We start from the raw sequence: 20,165 nt of genomic DNA on the forward strand, positions 1-20,165 counted from the left end.
TTCGGGAAGTAGGCGTCTCGAACGAGGAAACGGCGGCTCGGTACTCGGCCGGGAACGGCCCGGGGACCGGCACAAGGCGGCCTGGTCTGCGCGGACGTCGTAGTAACCGGTTGCTGTGTGACCGTAGGCGGCCTGGAACCGCTAATCAAGAGGCGGGCGGGAAAATGTTGCGACGGTCCGGGGGCCGGACGGGGAAACCGTTTCTATGTATTTTTCTACGGGGTCACGCGCTGAGCGGCCCTCACGCCACCCGCGTCAGATCCGCGTACCGCACCTCGTGCAGCAACGGCAGCCCGCCCGCGAGCCGTTCGAGCTCGTCCACCACCACCGCGCCCAGCCGCTCCAGCTCGTTGCCGAGGGAGCCCGCGATGTGCGGGGTGAGGATCACGTTGGGCAGCGAATACAGCGGGGAGCCGACGGGCAGCGGCTCGGGCTCGGTGACGTCGAGCACCGCCTGGAGCCGGCCCGACACCAACTCGTCGGTCAGCGCCCCGTGTTCGACCAGCGCGCCACGCGAGGTGTTGATCAGCGTCCCGCCGTCCCGGATCAGCGCGAGCCGCTCGCGGTCCAGCATGTTCCGGGTCTCGGGGATGTCCGGCGCGTGCAGACTCACGATGTCGCTGCGGCTCAACAGCCCTTCCAGGGACACGAGTTCGGCGCCGAGACCGGCCGCTTCGGCGGGCGTGACGTACGGGTCGTGCAGCAGGACCTCCAGGTCGAAGGGGCGCAGCAGCTCCAGGAGGCGGCGGCCGACGCGGGAGGCGCCGATCACGCCGACACGGCGGCCGAGATTGCCGATCGGGGCCGTCTCGGCGTGCGTCGGGTAGGCGTGGGTGCGGCGGTAGCGCTCGCGCTGGCCGAACGTGTCCTTCCCGGTGAGCAGGATCATCGCGAGCGTGTACTCGGCGACGGGCACCGCGTTCCCGGTGACCGCGCTGGACACGCTCACCCCGCGCTCCCACAGGGCCGCGCCGATCAGCGAGCGGACCGAACCGGCCGCGTGCAGCACCGCGCGCAGCTTCGGGACGACGGCGAGGGCGTCCGCGTCGAGCGGCGGGCAGCCCCAGCCGGTGATCAGTACGTCCGCCCCGGCCAGCGCGTCCTTCGCGGCCGGGTCGGCGAGGTCCGCCACGACCAGCGCGGGGTCGATCTCGGCCGTCCGCCGCAGCCGCGCCAGCAGGGGGTCGGGGAACAACAGGGGGAGGTGCACCGGGTTCATGGCGAACACGGCCCTGGGCAGCTCGGCGCTGGGCATGACTCTCCTAAGGGCGCGGGGGGATGGAAAACGTTTACCGAAAACGTCGTCCACCGTAGATCTGCCGCTGAAGAGAGGTCAATCGGTCGGAGCGGAATCGGTGGGCGGGGTGAGGGTGGCCGGTTCGGTCAATAGCCCATGTCAGAAGGGGGTTTGAGGCCTGGGCGGAGGATTCTGCCGCAGGGCAGGACCGGTGCGGTGGCGGCCGGGAAACCGCCGGCAACCGGTTGTGCGGATCGCGTCGGCGAGGAGCTGCCCGCGCATCCTGTCCGATCTGCAACTACGTTGATTTGATGGGGATTTCGGACCACCCTGGAACGGGTGCAGTCTTTTCGAAAGTCTGCGCATCCCCTTGACGCGCTCCGCCGCTCGGCAGAAGCTCTGGCCACCCGGTCGTAGCAACCGGTTGCTATCCCTCGGTCCGGGCGAGCCGCCCTTGTGCCCAGTCGTGAAAGCGAGGCCGTCATGCCCTCCTTGCCGTCCAGCCGCCGCCGTTTCCTCGCGCTGTCGGCCGGCGGGGCCGCCGCGCTGAGCGGGTGCGCGCTGCGGGTGTCGAACGCGGTCGGCGGCGGAGGCGAGAGCGTGACGATGATGGTCAGCCCCGGTGACATCACCTCCGAGCAGGTGCGGCGGGCCAGGAGCGAGCTGGGCATCTCGATCGAGCTGGTCAAGTTCGACATCACCAAGCTGATCGCCATGCTGACCAGCGGCAGCCCGCCGGACCTGGTGCGCGGCGTGGGCGCCGTGGACGCGGCCTACTTCGCCGCCCGGGACATCGCCGAGAACCTCGACCCGTACTTCGCCCGCAGCACGGTCCTGAAGGCCGCCGACCTCGACCCGGTCAACGACCTGTGGCGCTTCGACGGCCGCACCCAGGGCAAGGGCCCGCGCTACGGCATGGCGAAGGACTTCTCCCAGGACTCCATGTACTGGTACGACACCGCCGCCTTCGACGCGGCGGGCGTCGCCTACCCCTCCGACACCGAACCGGTCACCTACGAGGGCTGGTTGGCGAACGCGCGGCGGCTGGTCCGGCGCAGACAGGGCCAGACGACGGTCTTCGGCGGGAGCTTCAACGGCCTCACCCGGGCGACCCTGCTCGCGACGATGACGGCGGCGGCCGGCGGCAGCCTCTTCACCGACGATTTCGCCCGCGTCGACTTCACCACCCCCGAGGCCCGCAAAGCCCTTGCCTGGTACGTCGATTACGCGCGCGCCAAGGTCGGCCCGAGCCTGGTCCAGCCCGACCCCAACGGCTGGGACGGGCCCACCTACCAGGCCGGGCGGATGGCGATGAGCAACTCCGGCTACTGGCTGGGCGGGATGGTCAACGCCGACGCGAAGCTCGCCCAAGTCTCCCGGCTGGCGCCCGCCCCGGTCTTCGCCGGCGGCCCGCGCGTCAGCGCCTGCCAGGCCGGCACCGGTCTGTGGATGCCGAAGAAGGCGCGCGACAAGGACGCCGCCTGGCGGGTCTTCGAATGGTTCCTCGGCGAGGGCCCGGCCAGGGAACGCGCCGCGAGCGGCTGGGGCATCCCCGCGCTGAAGTCCCTGAGATCCCTGATGCCCCATCAAGAGAACTACCAGCAAAAGGTGTTGAGAGTGCAGGAGACCGAGCTGAAGCGGTTCTCGGTGATCTCCTTCACCCCCTACACCCGCGCGGACGCCATCGACGCCCTCTTCAACCAGGCAGCACCCGCCGCGATGGCCGGCGCTGTCTCCGTCGACACCCTCGCCGGGCAGCTCAACACCGTCATCAACGAACAGCTCAAACGTGGTAAGGAGCAAGTCGGATGACGGTCGGTCAGCTCACGCCCCGGCCCACGCGGACCGAGGCGCCGCCGCCCGTACGCGGCCGGCGGACCTCCGTCGTCGCCCGCCGGCACCGGGCGTTCTACCTCTTCACCGCGCCCTGGATCATCGGCTTCCTGCTGCTGACCGTCGTACCCATGGGGTACGCGCTGTGGCTGAGCCTCACCACCTTCGACGGGCTCTCGCCGCACTGGCGGTTCATCGGGCTCGGCAACTACCGCGAGCTGATGGGCGATCCGGTCACCTGGGACGCGCTCGGGCGGGCCGGGCTGTTCGCGGTGACGTCCGTGCCGCTGTCCATCGCCGCCGGGCTCGGGCTCGCCGTCCTGCTCAACAGGCCGGTCAGGGCACGGGGGTTGTTCCGGACGCTGATCTATCTCCCGGCCGTCGTACCGCCGGTGGGCGCCGGGCTCGCCTTCAAGACGCTGTTCGACCAGAACTTCGGTGCCGCGAACGGGGTGTTGACGTTCTTCGGCGTCGACGCCATCGGCTGGCTCGCCGACCCCTACGCCCGGTACGTGCTGCTGATGACGGTGCTGTGGGCCGCCGGGAACGTCATGATCATCTCGCTGGCGGGGCTCCAGGACGTCCCCCGCGAACTCCATGAGGCCGCCCGCCTCGACGGGGCGGGTGCCTGGCGGACCTTCCGCAGCGTCACCGTCCCGCTGCTCTCGCCCGTCCTGCTCTTCCAGACCGTCACCGGGATGATCGCCTCGGTGCAGACCGTCATGCCGCTGCTGCTGGCGCCGCTCGGCGACACCAGCGGTGTCACCACGGTCCCGCAGTCCAACTACCTGTACATGATGCACGTGTTCGCGCAGTACTTCGCGCTCGGCCGGTACGGCTACGCCTCCGCGCTGCTGTGGGTGCTCTTCGTCCTCATCCTCGCCGTGACGGGACTGCTGTTCAAGGTCACCTCCGGCGCGGTCTTCTACAACGTCGACCCGGAGGCGAAGAAATGACGACGCCGACCGCGCTCGGCGCGCCCCGCCCGCACGCCCGCCGACTCGTCCTCTACAGCGTCCTCGTCGCCCTCACCGGCCTGTTCCTCGGCCCGTTCGGCTGGCTGGTCCTCACCTCCCTGAAAACACAAGGGGAGTTGGCGGCCTCGCCGGTGCACTGGCTGCCCGAGCACTTCCAGTGGCACAACTTCACCGACGCCCTCACCCGCGTCGACTTCCTCGGCTACGCCCGCAACTCCCTTGTCATCTCCCTCATTTACGCCACCCTCGTCACCCTCAGCTCCGCCTGGGTCGGCTTCGGGTTCGCCCGGCTGACCGCGCCGGGGAAGAAGACGCTGTTCGGTGTCCTCATCGGCTCGATGATGCTGCCGCAGATGATCACCCTGCTGCCGACGTACCTCATCTTCGCCAAGACCGGCCTGGTGAACACCTATTGGCCGTGGGTGCTGTGGGGCCTTTCGGGGGCTCCCTATCTCGTCTTCCTCTTCCGGCAGTTCTTCGCCGGGCTGCCCCGCGAGCTGGAGGAGGCGGCGATCGTCGACGGCTGCGGCTACCCCGGCGTCTTCTGGCGGATCTTCCTGCCGCAGTCCTGGCCCGTGCTCTCCGCCAGCTTCATCATCGCGTTCACCTGGACCTGGGGCGACTACATCGCGCCGCAGCTGCTGCTGTCCACCGACCGCACCACGCTGGCCGTCGCCGTGATGACGGCGTACGTCAACGAGGCCGGCACCCCCGTGCCCGAACTCCAGGCCGCCGCCTCGGTGATGTACGTCGTGCCGGTGCTGCTGGTCTTCCTCGTCGCCCAACGGGGGTTCGTGGCGGGGGTGTCGACGTCCGGACTCAAGTGACTCCGCGTTTCTGAAGGCAAGTTGAGCGTCGAAGGCAAGTTCTCGAAGGCAAGTTCTCGCGAGCAAGCTCTCGAAAGCAAGCCGAGCTTTGAAAGCAAGCCCGCCCCACCCGAGCCGCCGCCCCTCACAAGGAGCCCGCATGACCACCCCCCTCTCCCGCCGCACCGCCCTCCAGGCGGCCGGCGCCGCCACCCTCGCCGCCGGCCTGTCCGGAGTCGCGCCCGCAGCGGCGCACGCCTCCGAACCCCCCAAGTCCGCCCCGGAACTGGTCACTTACCCTCGCCCCACGGCCATGCCGACCAACACCAGCTTCAAGGTCCGCGTCCGCACCGCCCCCGACGGCGACTGGCGGACCCTCGACATCTGGCGCCCCCAGCTCGGCGAGATCAACGCGGCGACCGGCTCCGGCAAGGTCTACAACTCCTCCCTGGCCTCCTTCGACTTCCACGGCACGGCCGAGATCGAGGTGACCTACCTCAAGGGCGGCACCACCAAGGCCCGCGTGCGACCGGACTCCTACGGCATCACGCCCCAACTCCTCGGCGACACCCTCCGGTTCACCCTCGACGAACCCCGCAATGTGATCGTCCAGATCAACGACGACGTCTTCGACTGCCTCCACCTCCTCACCGGCCGGGTGAACCCCCACCCGCCCAAGTCCGGTGACCCGAACGTCCTTTACTTCGGCCCCGGCGTGCACACCACCCCCGACGGCACCCTGAAAGTCGCCGAAGGCCAGACCGTCCACCTCGACGGCGGCGCCGTCCTCACCGCCACCGTCCTCTTCCAGAACGTGAGGAACGCCCGCCTGACCGGCCGGGGATTCATCAACTCGACCACCGGGGGAGGGGCGTTGGTCGAGAACAGCGAGAACATCCGCATCGAGGGCGTCACCATGCTGAACCCGAACGGGTACGCGACCCAGCTCGGCAACAGCAGGAACGTCCACATCGACGGCCTGCGCTCGTTCAGCTCCAAGGGCTGGGGCGACGGCATCGACGTCTTCTGTAGCGAGAACGTCGTCATCGACGGCGTCTTCATGCGCAACTCCGATGACTGCATAGCGATTTACGCCCACCGCTGGAACTACTACGGCGACACCCGCAACGTCACCGTCCGCAACTCCACGCTCTGGGCCGACGTCGCCCACCCCATCAACGTCGGCACGCACGGCAACACCGACAGCCCCGAGACGATCGAGAACCTGCTCTTCCAGAACCTCGACATCTGCGACCACCGCGAACCGCAGATGAACTACCAGGGCTGCATCGCCCTCAACCCCGGTGACTCCAACCTGATCCGCAACGTCCGCGCCGAGGACATCCGGATCGAGGACTTCCGCTGGGGCCAGGTCATCTACATGAAGGTCATGTACAACACCAAGTACAACACCTCCGTCGGCCGGGGCATCGAGAACGTCTACATCAAGAACCTCACCTACACCGGCACCCACGCCAAGCCCTCCCTGCTGCTCGGCTACGACGCCGAACACGCCATCAGGAACGTCACGTTCGAGAACCTCGTCATCAACGGGCAGCCCATCGCGGACTCCATGAAGAAGCCGGGCTGGTACTACACCACCGACGTCATGCAGTGGTTCGCCAACGAGCACGTCATCAACCTGAAGTTCCTCACGACCGCCGAAGCGCAGGCGGCCCGGTGAGCCCCATCAGCCGCCGCGGACTGCTCACTTCGTCCGCCGCCCTGTTCCTCGCCACCGGTACGAGCACCCTGACCGCACCACCGGCGAGCGCCAACTCCCGCACACCGCAAGCGGATCAGACGTTCACCCACCCCGGCCTCCTGCACACCGCGGCTGACCTCACCCGTATGCGCACCGCCGTCGAGACGAAGCAATCCCCGCTGTACGAGGGCTACTTGGCCCTGGCCGCCCACCCCCGCTCCCAGAGCACCTACCCGATCCAGAACACCGGCCAGATCACCTCCTGGGGCCGCGGCCCCGCCAACTTCCAGGGCCAGGCCGTCGCCGACTCGGCCGCCGCCTACCAGAACGCCCTCCTCTGGGCCGTCACCGGCGACCGCGCGCACGCCGACAAGGCCCGCGACCTCCTCAACGCCTGGTCCGCCTCGCTCACCACGGTCACGGGAGCCGACGGCCCGCTCGGCGCCGGCCTCCAGGGCTTCAAGTTCGCCAACGCGGCCGAACTCCTGCGCCACACCGGCTACGACGGCTGGACCGCCGCCGACATCGCCCGCTGCGAACGCTCGTTCCTCGACGTCTGGTACCCGGCGGTCTCCGGCTACATGCTGTACGCCAACGGCAACTGGGACCTGACGGCCGCTCAGACCATCCTGGCCATCGGGGTGTTCTGCGAGGAACCCGCCCTCGTCGAGGACGCCCTGCGCTACACGGCGGCAGGCGCCGGCAACGGCAGCGTCGCCCACCGCGTCGTCACGGCGGCCGGCCAGGGCCAGGAGTCCGGCCGCGACCAGGGCCACGAACAGCTCGCCGTCGGCCTCATGGGCGACATCGCCCAAGTCGCCTGGAACCAGGGCGTGGACCTCTGGTCCTTCGACGACGGCCGCATCCTCGCGAACGCCGAGTACGCCGCCCGCTACAACCTCGGCGCCGACGTCCCCTTCACCCCCGACCTCGACCGCACCGGCAAGTACATCAAGCGGACGGTCTCGGCGATCAGCCGAGGCGCCCTGCCCCCGGTCTACGAGATGTACCTCGCGCACCACCCGACTTCCCCCGACCTCAAGGCCGCTGTCCTCAGAAACGGCACCCGTCTCGTCGAGGGCGGCAACGACGACCTCCCTGGCTGGGGCACCTTCACCTACGCCGGTACGACACCCCCCGCCCCGAAACCCCCGGCACCCCCGGCGGGCCTCACGGCGGCGGGGGAGCCCCGAGCGGTCCAACTCGCCTGGCTCCCCTCGGCGTTCGCGACCCGCTACACCGTCCACCGCGCGACCCACCCCGCCGGCCCCTACACCCCGCTCGCGACGGACGTCACCCAACCGTCGTACACCGACACGGCAGTTCGTCCCGGACGCGCGTACCACTACACCGTCACCGCAGCCAACAGCCTGGGAACCAGCGGAAGTTCGGCGGCCGTGAGTGTCAACGCCGGGCTACCGCAGCCTTGGTCGAGCGGGGACGTCGGGGACGTGAAGATCCCGGGAGGCGCCGGGTACGACGGGGAGCGGTTCGTGCTGGAGGCGTCCGGGACGGACGGTACCTTCCACCTCGCCCATGTCCCGCTGCACGGCGACGGATCGGTCACCGCGCGGATCGTGTGGCCGCTCAGCTCCCAGTACTCCAAGATCGGCGTCACCCTGCGCGACTCCGCCCAACTCGGCGCCGCGCACGCCTCGATGCTGATCCAGGGGCTGCCGCTGCACACCTGGAGCGGGGTGTGGACGGTCCGGGCACGGGCGGAAGGAACCGTCTCCGCGACCGGCTCCACCCACGTCCCGCCCACCCAGCAGGAGGCGATCACCACCAAAGCCGCCTTCCCGATCTCCAGCCTCGGCGCGCTCCCCGAGTCGGCGACCCCGCTCGAAGCGCCGTACGTCGAAGGCGCGGGCGACGGCTACCGGCTGCGGGCGCCCTACTGGGTCCGCGTCACCCGCAAGGGCCGCCGCTGCACCGGGGAGATCTCCTCGGACGGCGTCCGCTGGACCCAAGTCGGCGCCACTGACGTCGAGTTGGGCCGGACGATCCGCGCGGGCCTCACCCTCACCTCCTGCCTGGGCGTCGCCGAGGCGTACGCCGAGACCGGCACCGGCGCCTTCGACGACGTCACCGTCACCGACGGCAACGGAACCGTCTGGCGCACCCCGCGCCCCACCCGCACCGCGCTCGACCTCAAGTCCGGTCCACAAGGCCTGACTTGGACGGACCCCGACCTCTCCGCCCGCTACACCGTCCTGCGCGCCCCGCGCCCCCAGGGCCCCTTCAAGGAGATCGCGGCCGGCGTCGGCCCGGTCGGCTTCGGCGCCCGCGTCCGGTACGCCGATCCGACGGCGGCGCCCGGGGCGACGTACCACTACGCCGTCGTCAAGACCAACTCCGGTGGCTGCGGGCCGCGTTCGGAGGCGGTGGCCGCCGTGATGCCGGCCGTGCCCGGAGCAACCGCCCTGCCGGTGAGCCGGGTTCCGGATCCCTGGAGCGCCGGTGACCTCGGGGACGTCGTCGTCGACCCCGCCGCCTACGGCACCCTCGGGGTCGTCGCCGTCCTCACGCCCGGCAGCACCTCGCATGAGAACGGGACGTTCACCGTGCGCGGCGCCGGGACTGACCTCAGTGTCAACAACCAAGGGATGACAGGGCAGTTCGTGCGGCGGACGGTCAGCGGGGACTGTACGGTCACCGCTCGGCTGCTGTCCCGGGAGGGCGCGGGCGCCGACCGGGTCGGGCTGCTCATGGCCAAGTCCCTGAACCCCTTCGACCTCGCCGCCGCACTCGTCGTCACCGGCGGCGCCACCGCGCAGCTCATGCTGCGCCCGACGGTCGCCGGAGCCTCCGCGTTCACCGGTACCCAGACCGTCCGACCCCCCACCCTGCTGCGGCTGAAGCGGACGGGAACCGCCTTCGCCGCGGCCCTCTCCACCGACGACGGCGTCACCTGGACCACCCTCGCCGAGGGCACGGTCCCGCTCTTCGGTGACGCGCCTTACCACGTGGGTCTGGTGGTCTGCTCACGCAGCCAACTCGCCCTCGCCACCGCACGGTTCGCCGAGGTGACCATCACCTCCGAGTAGAGGGAGCCCCACCCCCAATGAGCCGCACACCTTTGAGCCGCACATCTCCGAGCGCCGCGCACCCCCAACAGCCCAGCCGCCGAACCCTGTTGAAGACAGCGGGCGGTCTCACCGCCGCCCTGGCCCTGGGCGGCACCGCCTCCACCGCCACCGCCGCCCCCACCGCCTTCACCCACCCCGGCATGCTCCACAACGCCGGAGACATCAACCGCGCCAAGGTCCGCGTCGCCGCCGGCACCGACCCCTGGCTGGCCGGCTGGAACCGGCTCACCGCCAACTCCCACTCCGCGTCCACCTGGACCAACCGCGCGACGGCGACGATCGTCCGGGGCGGCAGCGGCGAGAACTACGGCCAGCTCTACAACGACATCGCCGCCGCCTACCAGAACGCCCTGCGCTGGAAGGTCGCCGGCACCGAGGCCAACGCCGTGTGCGCCGCGAACATCCTCAACGCCTGGTCGAGGACGCTGACTTCGGTCACCGGCAACGCCGACCGCTTCCTCGCCGCCGGCATCTACGGCTGGGAGTTCGCCAACGCCTGTGAACTCATGCGCGACTACGCGGAGTTCGACCTCGCCGCCGCCCAGCAGATGCTCGCGAACGTGTTCTACCCCCTCAACAACCAGTTCCTGACCGGCCACAACGACGCCTGCATCACCAACTACTGGGCCAACTGGGACCTTTGCGCCATGGGCTCCATCATGGCCATCGGCATCCTCAACGACGACGCCGCCAAGTACGACCAGGCCGTCACCTACTTCAAGTCCGGCGCGGGCAACGGCGCCATCAAGAACGCCGTCCCCTACCTCTACACCGACTCCGACGGCTACGCGCTCGGCCAGTGGCAGGAGTCCGGCCGCGACCAGGGCCACACCGTCATGGGCATGGGCCAGATGGGCGCGATCTGCGAGATGGCCTGGAACCAGGGCGACGACCTGTACTCCTACGACGACCGCCGCTTCTTCAAGGCAGCCCAGTACGTCGCGAAGTACAACCTCGGCCTCGACGTCCCCTTCACCACCTACACCTGGGGCAGCGGCCAGAACTGCGCCCAGCAGACCCAGACGGCCGTCTCCGACAACTCCCGCGGCCAGGCCCGCCCGGTCTGGGCCCAGCTGCACTTCCACTACAACCGCAGGATCGGCCTCGACGACAAGTACATCGCCGCGATCTACGCCGCCGTCGCCCCCGAGGGCGGCGGCGGGGACTACGGCACCACCAGCGGCGGCTTCGACCAGCTGGGCTTCGGCACCCTGATGTACGCCAAATAAGCCCCTGCCGCCCGCCGTACCCCGAACAGCCCCCTAGGGGGCCCGTGCGCCGGAATACCTGGCCGCTTCGTGCTGCTCTGGTATAGACAGGCGCGCGAGCGGCGAAGGGCTGGTGGGCAGATGACGGCTGACCGGACGCAACCCATGGGCACGGACCCGGGGGCCACGCCCCCTAAGGGCACCGACCCCGTGGTCACCACCCCCTACGGCAAGGTACGCGGCCGGCAGGAACGCGGCGTGGCCGTCTTCCGGGGCATCCCCTACGGGGCACCCCCCTTCGGCCCCCGCCGCTTCCGCCCGCCGGCCCCGCCCGACCCCTGGGACGGCGTCCGCGACGCCGGCGCCTTCGGCCCGACGGCCCCGAAACCCCCGTACTCCGAAGCCTTCGCGCACTACCTCAGCGACCCCGACATCCCCGGCGAGGACTGTCTCAACCTCAACGTCTGGACACCCGAGCCGGGGCCGGGGGCGCGGCTGCCGGTCGTCGTGTGGTTCCACGGCGGCGCCCTGACCAGGGGTTCCTCGGCCGTGCCGGTCTACGACGGGCACGCCTTCGCCCGCGACGGGGTCGTCTTCGTCTCCGTCAACCACCGGCTCGGCATCGAGGGCTACGGACTGTTCCCCGACGCTCCCGCCAACCCCGGACTGCGCGACCAGCTCGCCGCCCTGGAGTGGGTGCACCGCGCGGTGGCCGCGTTCGGCGGCGACCCTGACAGGGTCACCCTGATGGGACAGTCCGCCGGCGCCATCAGCATCGGCGCCCTGATCGCCGCCCCGCACGCCCAGGGCCTGTTCCGCCGCGCGATCCTCCAGAGCGGCCCGCCCGAGGCCTTCGAACGCGACAAGGTACGGCGCATGGTGCGCCGCATGGCGACCCGGCTGAGGATCCCCGCCACCGCCGAGGCCTTCGCCGCCGTCGACCGCGACCTGCTGCTGCGCACCCAGGCCGACGTCGGCCGGCTCTCCAGCCCCGTCCTCGGCGGCCCCACCTTCGGCATCGTCGTCGACGGCGACCTCGTCCCCCGCGACCCGCTCGCCGCCCTCACCGAAGGCGCCGCCGCCCCCGGCGCCGAACTCCTGCTCGGCTGGACCCGCGACGAGTACCGCCTCTGGCTCGTCCCCGGCGGTCTCCTCGAACGCGTCGACCGGCTCGGCCCCGTCGCCCTCGCCGGCGCCATGGCCCGCTGCCACTGCGGCAGCGAGGTCCCGCGCGGCTACCGCGCCCTGCACCCCGGCGCCGGGCCCGCCGAGATCGTCGGCCAGATGGTCACCGACCACCTGCTGCGCCGCCCCCTGCACCGCCTCGCCGACGCCCGCCCCGGCACGTCGTACGTGTACGAGTTCGCCTGGCCCTCCGGACGCCCCGGGCTCGGCGCCTGCCACGCCCTCGAACTCGGGTTCGTCTTCGACTCCGGGGACTCGCCGGACGCGGCGCGCCTCGCGGGGGAGGACCCGCCGAGGCAGCTCGCCGCCGAGATGCACGGCGCCTGGACCCGTTTCGTGAAGAGCGGCGACCCCGGCTGGCGGGCCTGGGACGACAGCCACCCCGTACGCGTCTTCGGCGAGGGCCCGACCCGTACCGAACTCGGGCCGCGCGACCAGGAGTTGGCCCTCTGGGACCGGGACCCGGCGGTCCCGCACCAGACCGAGGCACCCCCGGACCCGCTCCCGGCCCGCTCGGTCCGCACGGCCGAACTCCGGTCGGTGGTACGGCGGTTGCGGCGGGCCGGGGGAGTGCGGCGGGAGGGGGACGTCCGGGAGCGGTGAACGCCCGGTAACCGGTTACCGGACACCCGCTGGAGAAACCGGTTACCGGATGCCCCTTGCGGAACCCTTCGGCCCCTTCACCGAGTCCCGCACCACCACATGCGTCCCCAGCAGCAGATGCTCGTTCGGCGACTCCGCCGAGCGCCCCAGCGCGGTCCGCACGGCGACGCGGCCCAGCTCCTCGTACGGGACGTGGACGGTCGTCAGCGCCGGGAACAGGTCGCGGGAGTAGGGGATGTCGTCGTAGCCGGCCAGCGAGATGTCGCCCGGGACGTCCAGGCCCGCCTCGTGCAGCGCGGTCAGGGCGCCCGCCGCGACCATGTCGGTGGCCGCCACGACCGCCGTGAAGTCCAGGCCGCCCGCCAGGGCCTCGCGCATCAGGCGGTGGCCGGAGTCGCGGGTGAAGTCGCCGTGCAGGACCAGCGCCGGGTCGGCCTCCAGGCCCCGCGACTCGTGCGCCGCGAAGAAGCCGCGCTCACGGCCCTGCGCGGTCGTGTGGTCGGGCCGCCCGCCGAGGAACAGCACCCGGCGGTGCCCCTGCGACAGCACATGCGCGACCAGGGCGTGCGCGCCGCTCTCGTTGTCGTACTCGATCACCGTCACCGGCGCCCCCGAGCCCAGCGGCGGCCGGCCGCACAGGACCAGGCGGGAGCCCGCCGAGGCCAGCGCGTCGGCCATCCTGCGGGTGCGCTCGCGGTACTCCGGGGTGTCCGCCGTACCGCCCACGAGGATCACCGCCGCCGCCCGCTGCGCCCGCATCATCTCGACGAACTCGGTCTCCTGCCGTACGTCGCCCTCGGTGCCGCACACCAGGCAGAGGTGCCCGTGCCGGGCCGCCTCGCGCTCCACGCCGTACGCCATCAGCGCGAACGACGGGCCCGTGATGTCCTCCAGCACGAACGCCAGCGTCGGCGTGCCCGCCCCGGCCACCGCCTTGGCGCGCGCGTCGGCGACGTAGTCGAGGTCGCGCACCGCCCGCAGCACCCGCGCCCGGGTCTCCTGGCTCACCGGGTACACCCCGCCGAGCACCCGCGACACCGTCGCCGCCGACACCCCGGCGCGCGCCGCGACGTCCCGGATCGTGCTGCGCGTGGCGTCCCCGCTCTTCCTGGTCATCTTCCGCCCCTCCTCCACCCCGTGAGAACCATGGAAACGCTTTAGGAACCGGTTCCTGCCGGGAGGCTAGCAGCGCGGGGAGGGGGTGAGCAGGGGTCTTCCGTAACGGATTCGGGCGGGGTGGGGGCGCGGGGCGGGGAAATGGGGCGGGGCGTCGGGCGCGGGGCGTGCCCCGGACCGGCCCGCCCGGCGCCTACGACCGCTCCGCCCGGCGCCTACGACGCCCGCGCAAGCGTCCGCATGATCGAGTCGATCGCCTGGGGACCCACCCGGCAGCAGCCCCCGATCAGCCGCGCCCCGGCCGCCCGCCAGCCCTCCACCTGTTCCGGCGCGAACGACGAACTCCCCTTCCAGGAACGGGAGTTAGCGTCCCAGCCCTCGCCGCTGTTGGGGTACACCACCACCGGCTTCCCCGTCACCCGCACCGCCGTCTCCACCGCGCCCGCGACATCTTCCGGCGCGCAGCAGTTCACCCCGACCGCGATCACCTCGTCCACGCCGGCGGCCAGCGCGAACGCCTCCTCCAACGGCTGCCCGGCCCGCGTCCGCCCGCCCTCGACGCTGTACGACAGCCAGGCCGGCACCCCGAGCCCGGGCAGGCAGCCGAGCAGCGCCTCCGCCTCGTCGGTGTCCGGGACCGTCTCCAGGGCCAGCACGTCGGGTCCGGCGGCGGCCAGCACCTCAAGGCGCGGCCGGTGGAACTCCGCCAGCTCGGCGACGCTCAGCCCGTACCGGCCCCGGTACTCGGAGCCGTCCGCGAGCATCGCGCCGTACGGGCCCACCGAGGCGGCCGTGTACAGCGGGTTCACGAACCCGAGGTCCCGCGCCTGCTCGATCGCCTCGCGGGCCAACTCCACGCTCAGCGCGATGAGTTCGGCCGCCCGCTCGCGGCCGATGCCGCGCTTGGCGAACCCCTCGAACGTGGCCTGGTAACTCGCGGTGATCGCCACGTCGGCGCCCGCGAGGAAGTAGGCGAGATGGGCCTGGACGATCGCCTCCGGCGCCTGCGCCAGCAGCCGCGCCGACCACAGCTCGTCGCTCAAGTCGTGCCCGGCGGACTCCAGTTGGTTCGACATCCCGCCGTCCAGGACGACGGCGGAGGCGGCCAGAGCCTCGGCGAGCGGGGGGAACGTGTCGCTGGTCATGCCTTGACGCTAGTCGAAGCACCTGTAGACGGCCGAATGTGTCCGGCGTGTGAACGAATCGCCCACGATGTGGGATGCGGGGATACGATCACGCCCTCCCCGCCGCTCACCCCAACGGAAGCCCACGAGCCGATGACATCCGCCGACACCCCCGAAGCTCCCGCCAAGGCTGCCGCCCCCGCTCCGCCCGCCCGGCGCCGCACCTTCGGCCTGGCCGCCGCCACCGCCCTCGTGATGGGCAACATCATCGGCGGCGGCATCTTCGCGCTGCCCTCCGCCGTCGCCCCCTACGGCACGGTCAGCCTCCTCGCCTTCGTGGTCCTGTCCGTCGCCGCCGTCCTGCTCGCCCTCCTCTTCGGCCGGCTCGCCCGCCGCAGCCCGGTCACCGGCGGCCTCTACGTCTACCCCCGCGACGCCTTCGGCCCGTTCGCCGGGTTCCTGTCGGCGTGGTCGTACTGGACGATGTGCTGGGTCAGCATCGCCGCGCTCGCCGTCGCCGTCGTCGGCTACGTCGACGTACTGATCCCCCTGCACGGCGACCACGCCCTCGAAGGGCTCGTCGCCGTCGCCGCGCTCTGGCTGCCGGCCGCCGCGAACTTCGCGGGCACGCGGTGGGTCGGGACGGTCCAGATCGTGTCCACGGTCCTCAAATTCGTGCCGCTCCTGCTGGTCGCCACCGTCGGTCTGTTCTTCATCGACACCGACAACTTCGGTCCCTTCAACGCCACCGGCGACAGCGTCCCCGGGGCGCTCGCCGCCTCCGCCGCGCTGCTGCTGTACAGCTTCCTCGGGGTGGAGTCGGCGGCCGTCAGCGCGGGCGAGGTCGAGGACCCGGAGCGCAACGTCGGCCGCGCGAGCGTCCTCGGCACGCTGGCCTCCGCGCTCGTCTACCTCCTCGGCACGGTCGCCGTCTTCGGACTCGTCCCGCACGATCAACTCGTCACGTCCGGGGCGCCGTTCGCCGACGCGGTGAACGCGGTCACCGGCGGCCACTGGGGCGGCACCGCCATCGCGCTGGTCGCCGTCGCCTCCATCGTCGGCTGCCTCAACGGCTGGATCCTGCTCGCCGCGCAGATGCCGTACGCCGCCGCGCTCGACGGGCTGTTCCCGAAGCCGTTCGCGAAGGTCGGCAAGGGCGGGGTGCCCGGGTTCGGGGTGTGGGCGGTCGCCGTCCTCGGCACGGCGCTCATCGGCCTCAACTACACGGCGGGGCCCGACACCACGTTCCGAGTCCTCGTCCTCATCACGACGTTCACCGGCTGCGTGCCCTATCTCCTGTCCGCCGCCGCCCAGTTGTACTGGCTGGCACGCGGGACGAGTGAACGGGTCCGCCCCGCCGGGCTGATCCGCGATCTCCTGGTCGCCGCCCTGTCGTTCGCCTTCTCGTTCTGGCTGATCGCCGGCGCCGGCTACGCGGCCGTGTACCAGGGCGTGCTGTTCCTGTTCGCGGGCATCCCGGTGTACGTGTGGCTGCGGGGCCGCCAGGAGGGACCGGAGGCCACGCCGGTTTCCCCGAAGGCCCCCGAGCCCGAGGCCCGCCCCGCCTAGCCTGACCTGGTGACTGACAGCGCTGTCATCGAAGAAGAGGCCCGCGATGTCCTCGGCCGGGGGCGGCTCGCCGTCGAACCCCTTGTCCATAACCCCGGCAACGGCGTCACCGCCGGGGTCTGGCGGGTCGAGCGCGGCGACCGTTCGGCCGTGCTCAAGCTCCTCACCCGCACCAAGCGCACGGACGGCCGCCGGCCCGCCTCGGACGACCCCCGGCACTGGAACTACTGGCGCCGCGAGGCCCATGTGTACGACTCCGGGCTCGCCGCCGTCTGGACGCCGTACGGCATCCGCGCACCCCGCCTGCTGGCCCGCGTCGAGCGCGCGGACGGTGACACCGCGCTCTGGCTGGAGGACGTCCCCGGCGACCCCGCCACCTCCTGGCCGCTCGACCGGCACATCGCGCACGCCCGCCGGCTCGGCCGCGCCCAGGCAGCGGTGGCGCCGGTCGACGAACCCTGGCTCAGCCACCGTTTCCTGCGCCACCACATCTCCGGCGACCTTCCGGGACAGGAACTCCTCGACGACTCCGAAGCCTGGCAACAGCCCCTCGTCCGCGACCACTTCCCGCCCCGGCTGCGCCCCGCCATGCTCCGGCTGCACCACGACCGCGAGTGGTTCCTCGACGTCATGGAGCAACTCCCGCGCGCCTTCTGCCATCTCGACATGTGGCCCGCCAACGTCCGTGCCCACGAACGGGATTCGGTCGTCCTCGACTGGGCGTTCGCCGGGGACGGCGCGCTCGGCGAGGACCTCGGTAACTACCTCCCTGAAGCGGTCTTCGACCTCTTCTTCCCCGCCGCCCGCCTCCCCGTCCTCGCCGCCACCGCCTACGACGCCTACCTCCGCGGCTTACGCGAGAGCGGCTGGCACGGCGACGAACGCCTCGTACGGCTCGGGGTGTGCGCGTCGGCCGTCAAGTACGACTGGCTGACCGGGGCGATGCTGGCGCGGGCGGGGGAGCGGCAGCTGGACTACGGGGGGAGCCGGACGGTGTCGGCGGAACTCCGATACCGGGAGCGGGGGTTGGCGCTGGCGTTCCTGGCGGACTGGGCGCAGGAGGCGCGGGGGCTGGCGGTGGAGGTGGGGTTTTCGGGGGCGCCTAGTGGGGGGTGAGGGGGCCTCCGGCGGGGGGTGCGGGGGCCTCCGGCGGGGGTTGCGGGGGCTCCGGCGCTGTGGCGGGCTTCGCGGCTTAGTGGGGCTGCGGCGGGTTCTCGGCTCGGTCGGCTCGGCGGGGCTGCGGCGGGTTCTCGGCTCGGCGGGGAGCTGCGGCGGGCCCGGTCGGCGCAGCTGGGCCAAGTCGGTGCTGAGCGCCAAGTCGGGGCTGAGCGGCTTAATGTGACGGCGCGTCAATCTGCTTCCGTCGTCCGCTGCTTGCCCCTCCCCGCCGCGTGCCGCCCGCCCCCGCGAGGTCCCCGGCCGGCCTCGCTCTCCCTGCGCCGCAGCGTCGCCGGGACCACAAGTCCGCCCAGCAGGCCGAGCGCCAGGACGTACGGCCACCATCCGAACGCCCCGCTCTCGGCGGCGGTCATGCGGGGGGCTTCGGCGGACGTGCCGCCGTGTGCCTGCGGGGTCTGTCCGGCCGCCGCCGAGGGGGCGTTCTTCGTCTCGGTGAGGACGACGTCGTTGCCGTCGCCGCCCCGGTAGCTGATCCGGTAGACGGTCTCGCCGAGCCGCACGGCGGTGCCCTCGGGGAGATCGTCGAAGGTGCCGGCGACGGGGGTGCGGCCGGTGTTGTCGAGGAGGGTGATCTCGCGGGCGGCGGCGGACAGGGTGGAGCCGGAGCCGGCGGTGGGCCGGTCGCCGGGGTCGATGCTCGCGCCGGAGCCTGCGGTGGGCCGGCCGCCGGGGTTGATGCCCGCGCCGGACCCGGCACCCTTGCTGCCGCTGCCGCTGCCGCTGCCGCTGTCCCCGAGCCCCGACAGATCCAGGCCCCCCGCCAGCCGCACCCGCCCCCCGACCCGCAACGGCCCTTCCCCCGCGACCAGTTGCGCCCGCACCCCCTGCGTATAGTCCCCGCTCACCACCAACTCCCCCGCCACAACCCCCTCGTTGGCCACAGCCCCCCGCACGGCCCCCGCCCCGTCCAGCGTCCCCGCCACCCGCAGCGCCTTCCCCCCGGTGTTGAGCCGCGCCCCCGAACTCACGCTGATCACCCGGCTGTTGGCGAGCGAGGCCCCGTCCGCGAGGGCGAGGGTGCCCTTGGTGACCGTCGTCGTTCCGGTGTACGTCACGAAGGGGCCCGTAAGCGTCGTCGTCGCGGTGCCCGACTGGACGAGGGAGCCGCTGCCGCCGAGCCGGGACAGGGAGATCGGCGTCTTGGTGTTGCGGACGATCAGGGTGCCGTCGTTCAGGACGCGCCGCCGGTCGGTGCCGGTGAGGAGGGAGCCGTCGGCGCTGCCCGAGCCCAGCCGCAGGACGGCGCCGGTGCCGATGGTCGTGGAGCCGTCGTAGTACTGGGCGGCGGCGAAGGTGACGTCGTTGCCGCGCCGCCCGGCGATCACCACGTCACCGGCGCCCGGCGCCGCCAGCGTGTCGTGGTAACGGCCGCCGCCGATCGGGGCGCCCAGGGTGACCGGGCCCGCGTAGTCGAAGGTGAGCCGGGACCGGCGCCCGCTCGCCTCATGGAGGTTGATGTACACGGTGTCCTTGGTCCCCGGCAGGAAGACGCGGCGCGTGGTGCCGTCGCCCCAATGGACGTCCGCGCCCTCGATGTTGGTGCCGCGCTTGTTCAACTGGTGCGGAATCGCCCGCCAGTTGAGACCGGGGTCGCTGAGGGACGGGTCCGTGTCGCCGCCCTGGTCGGTGTAGCCGTACTGGCCGGTGAGGACGACCGAACTGCCGGGCCGGGTATGGACGTTGACGTCGCTGCCGTAGGCCCGTTCGTAGAAGTCCTGGCGCAGGGTGACGGTCTGGTTCAGCGGGGTGTCGATGATCCAGGAGCCCTGGTTGAGAATGGCCCGCGCGTTCGGCAGGGCGACGGGGAACTCGGGGCGGCCGGCGGCCATGCCGGTGCCGTTGTCGATGACGCCGGAGAAGGGGTGGGTGCCCGCGAGATCGAGGGTGCCCCACATCCCGCGCGGCTGCGTGACCAGGCCGGACCCGCTGATCGTACCGATGTTGAAGACCCGGGTCAGCGAGAGCCGCAGGGTGCCGTCGACGCGGACGTTGAGCTGGTTGAGCCGGTAGCCGGGGGTGTCGTAGGGGAAGTGGCCGATCAGGCCGGTGGCGCCGCCGGTGCCGTACTGGAGGGTCGCGCCGCGGGCGACGGTGATCGCGGGCGGGTCGGGGTGGGTGACCGTCGTGTACGGGTGGTTGCCGCCCTGCGTGCGCACCGACTGGCGCTGCCGGTCCGGCGGGAGCGTGAAGTCGCTGTCCCTGGTGAGGACGAGCGTCCCGGCGCCGCGCACGGTGAGCGTGCCCGTGCCGGTGAGGACGCCGTCGTACGTCGTCGTCCCCGCCGGGACGGTGAGCACGCTGTCGCCGGCCAGGGTGACGTCCCGGTCCGTGAGGACCTCGGCGGTGATGTCCCGGGGGCCCGCGGCCGTGGCCGGGGGAGCGGAGACGGCGAGGACGGCCAGGGCGAGGGCGGTCGCGGCTGCGGTGGGGAGGGGGCTGCGCACGCGGGGGAGACGGGGGCGGGCGGCCGGCGATAACAGAAAACCGGGCCGGCCCTCCAGCCCCGGCCCGCCCTCCAACCGGCCCTGTCTCAC

Annotated in this window: 13 protein-coding genes; 9 read left to right on the top strand and 4 right to left on the bottom strand. The window is 71.9% G+C overall.

The features are described from left to right. Positions 1-241: 241 nt before the first annotated feature. Positions 242-1,255, bottom strand: coding sequence for a hydroxyacid dehydrogenase (locus ACYUD3_RS01760; protein WP_470962332.1), 1,014 nt, complete (start codon positions 1,253-1,255; stop codon positions 242-244). Positions 1,256-1,720: 465 nt separating this feature from the next. Between ACYUD3_RS01760 and ACYUD3_RS01765 the strand changes: the two genes are divergently transcribed. The 7 genes from ACYUD3_RS01765 (at position 1,721) to ACYUD3_RS01795 (ending at position 12,643) form a co-directional block, all read left to right on the top strand. Beyond that, positions 1,721-3,049, top strand: a complete 1,329-nt coding sequence (locus ACYUD3_RS01765; RefSeq protein WP_470962334.1) for an extracellular solute-binding protein — start codon at positions 1,721-1,723, stop codon at positions 3,047-3,049. After that, a complete protein-coding gene (locus ACYUD3_RS01770) occupies positions 3,046-4,026 on the top strand; it encodes a carbohydrate ABC transporter permease (RefSeq protein WP_470962337.1) in 981 nt (326 codons plus the stop codon). Before ACYUD3_RS01765 ends, ACYUD3_RS01770 begins: the two co-directional genes overlap by 4 nt. After that, positions 4,023-4,874, top strand: a complete 852-nt coding sequence (locus ACYUD3_RS01775) for a carbohydrate ABC transporter permease (RefSeq protein WP_470962340.1) — start codon at positions 4,023-4,025, stop codon at positions 4,872-4,874. Before ACYUD3_RS01770 ends, ACYUD3_RS01775 begins: the two co-directional genes overlap by 4 nt. 139 nt (positions 4,875-5,013) lie before the next feature. Then, entirely contained in the window at positions 5,014-6,537 is a 1,524-nt protein-coding gene (locus tag ACYUD3_RS01780; RefSeq protein WP_470962344.1) for a glycosyl hydrolase family 28 protein, read from the top strand. Beyond that, positions 6,534-9,605, top strand: a complete 3,072-nt coding sequence (locus ACYUD3_RS01785; protein ID WP_470962347.1) for an alginate lyase family protein — start codon at positions 6,534-6,536, stop codon at positions 9,603-9,605. Before ACYUD3_RS01780 ends, ACYUD3_RS01785 begins: the two co-directional genes overlap by 4 nt. Positions 9,606-9,622: 17 nt before the next feature. Beyond that, a complete protein-coding gene (locus ACYUD3_RS01790; protein WP_470962350.1) occupies positions 9,623-10,876 on the top strand; it encodes an alginate lyase family protein in 1,254 nt (417 codons plus the stop codon). A 144-nt stretch (positions 10,877-11,020) separates the two neighbouring features. Further along, positions 11,021-12,643 carry a carboxylesterase/lipase family protein gene (locus tag ACYUD3_RS01795; RefSeq protein ID WP_470962353.1) on the top strand — a complete coding sequence of 541 codons (1,623 nt, stop codon included), beginning with the start codon at positions 11,021-11,023 and terminating at the stop codon, positions 12,641-12,643. A 42-nt stretch (positions 12,644-12,685) separates the two neighbouring features. On the opposite strand, the gene ACYUD3_RS01800 is transcribed toward ACYUD3_RS01795, so the two are convergent. Together ACYUD3_RS01800 and mmuM are read right to left on the bottom strand one after the other, a co-directional pair. Next, entirely contained in the window at positions 12,686-13,759 is a 1,074-nt protein-coding gene (locus ACYUD3_RS01800; protein ID WP_470962356.1) for a LacI family DNA-binding transcriptional regulator, read from the bottom strand. Positions 13,760-13,974: 215 nt separating this feature from the next. Beyond that, on the bottom strand, positions 13,975-14,904 hold the full coding sequence (gene mmuM / locus ACYUD3_RS01805) for a homocysteine S-methyltransferase (RefSeq protein WP_470962359.1): 930 nt from the start codon (positions 14,902-14,904) through the stop codon (positions 13,975-13,977). Between the two features lie 132 nt (positions 14,905-15,036). On the opposite strand from mmuM, the gene ACYUD3_RS01810 reads away from it, so the two are divergent. Both ACYUD3_RS01810 and ACYUD3_RS01815 read left to right on the top strand, forming a co-directional pair. Continuing rightward, complete coding sequence (locus tag ACYUD3_RS01810) at positions 15,037-16,452, top strand: amino acid permease (protein ID WP_470962362.1); 1,416 nt, start codon at positions 15,037-15,039, stop codon at positions 16,450-16,452. Positions 16,453-16,461: 9 nt separating this feature from the next. Next, on the top strand, positions 16,462-17,568 hold the full coding sequence (locus ACYUD3_RS01815; protein WP_470962365.1) for an aminoglycoside phosphotransferase family protein: 1,107 nt from the start codon (positions 16,462-16,464) through the stop codon (positions 17,566-17,568). Positions 17,569-17,801: 233 nt separating this feature from the next. On the opposite strand, the gene ACYUD3_RS01820 is transcribed toward ACYUD3_RS01815, so the two are convergent. Further along, the gene (locus tag ACYUD3_RS01820) at positions 17,802-20,075 is read right to left on the bottom strand and encodes an autotransporter (protein ID WP_470962368.1); all 2,274 of its coding nucleotides are present in this window, start codon (positions 20,073-20,075) and stop codon (positions 17,802-17,804) included. Positions 20,076-20,165 lie beyond the last annotated feature (90 nt).

It is taken from the genome of Streptomyces sp. AMJ-169 (genome assembly GCF_055597585.1).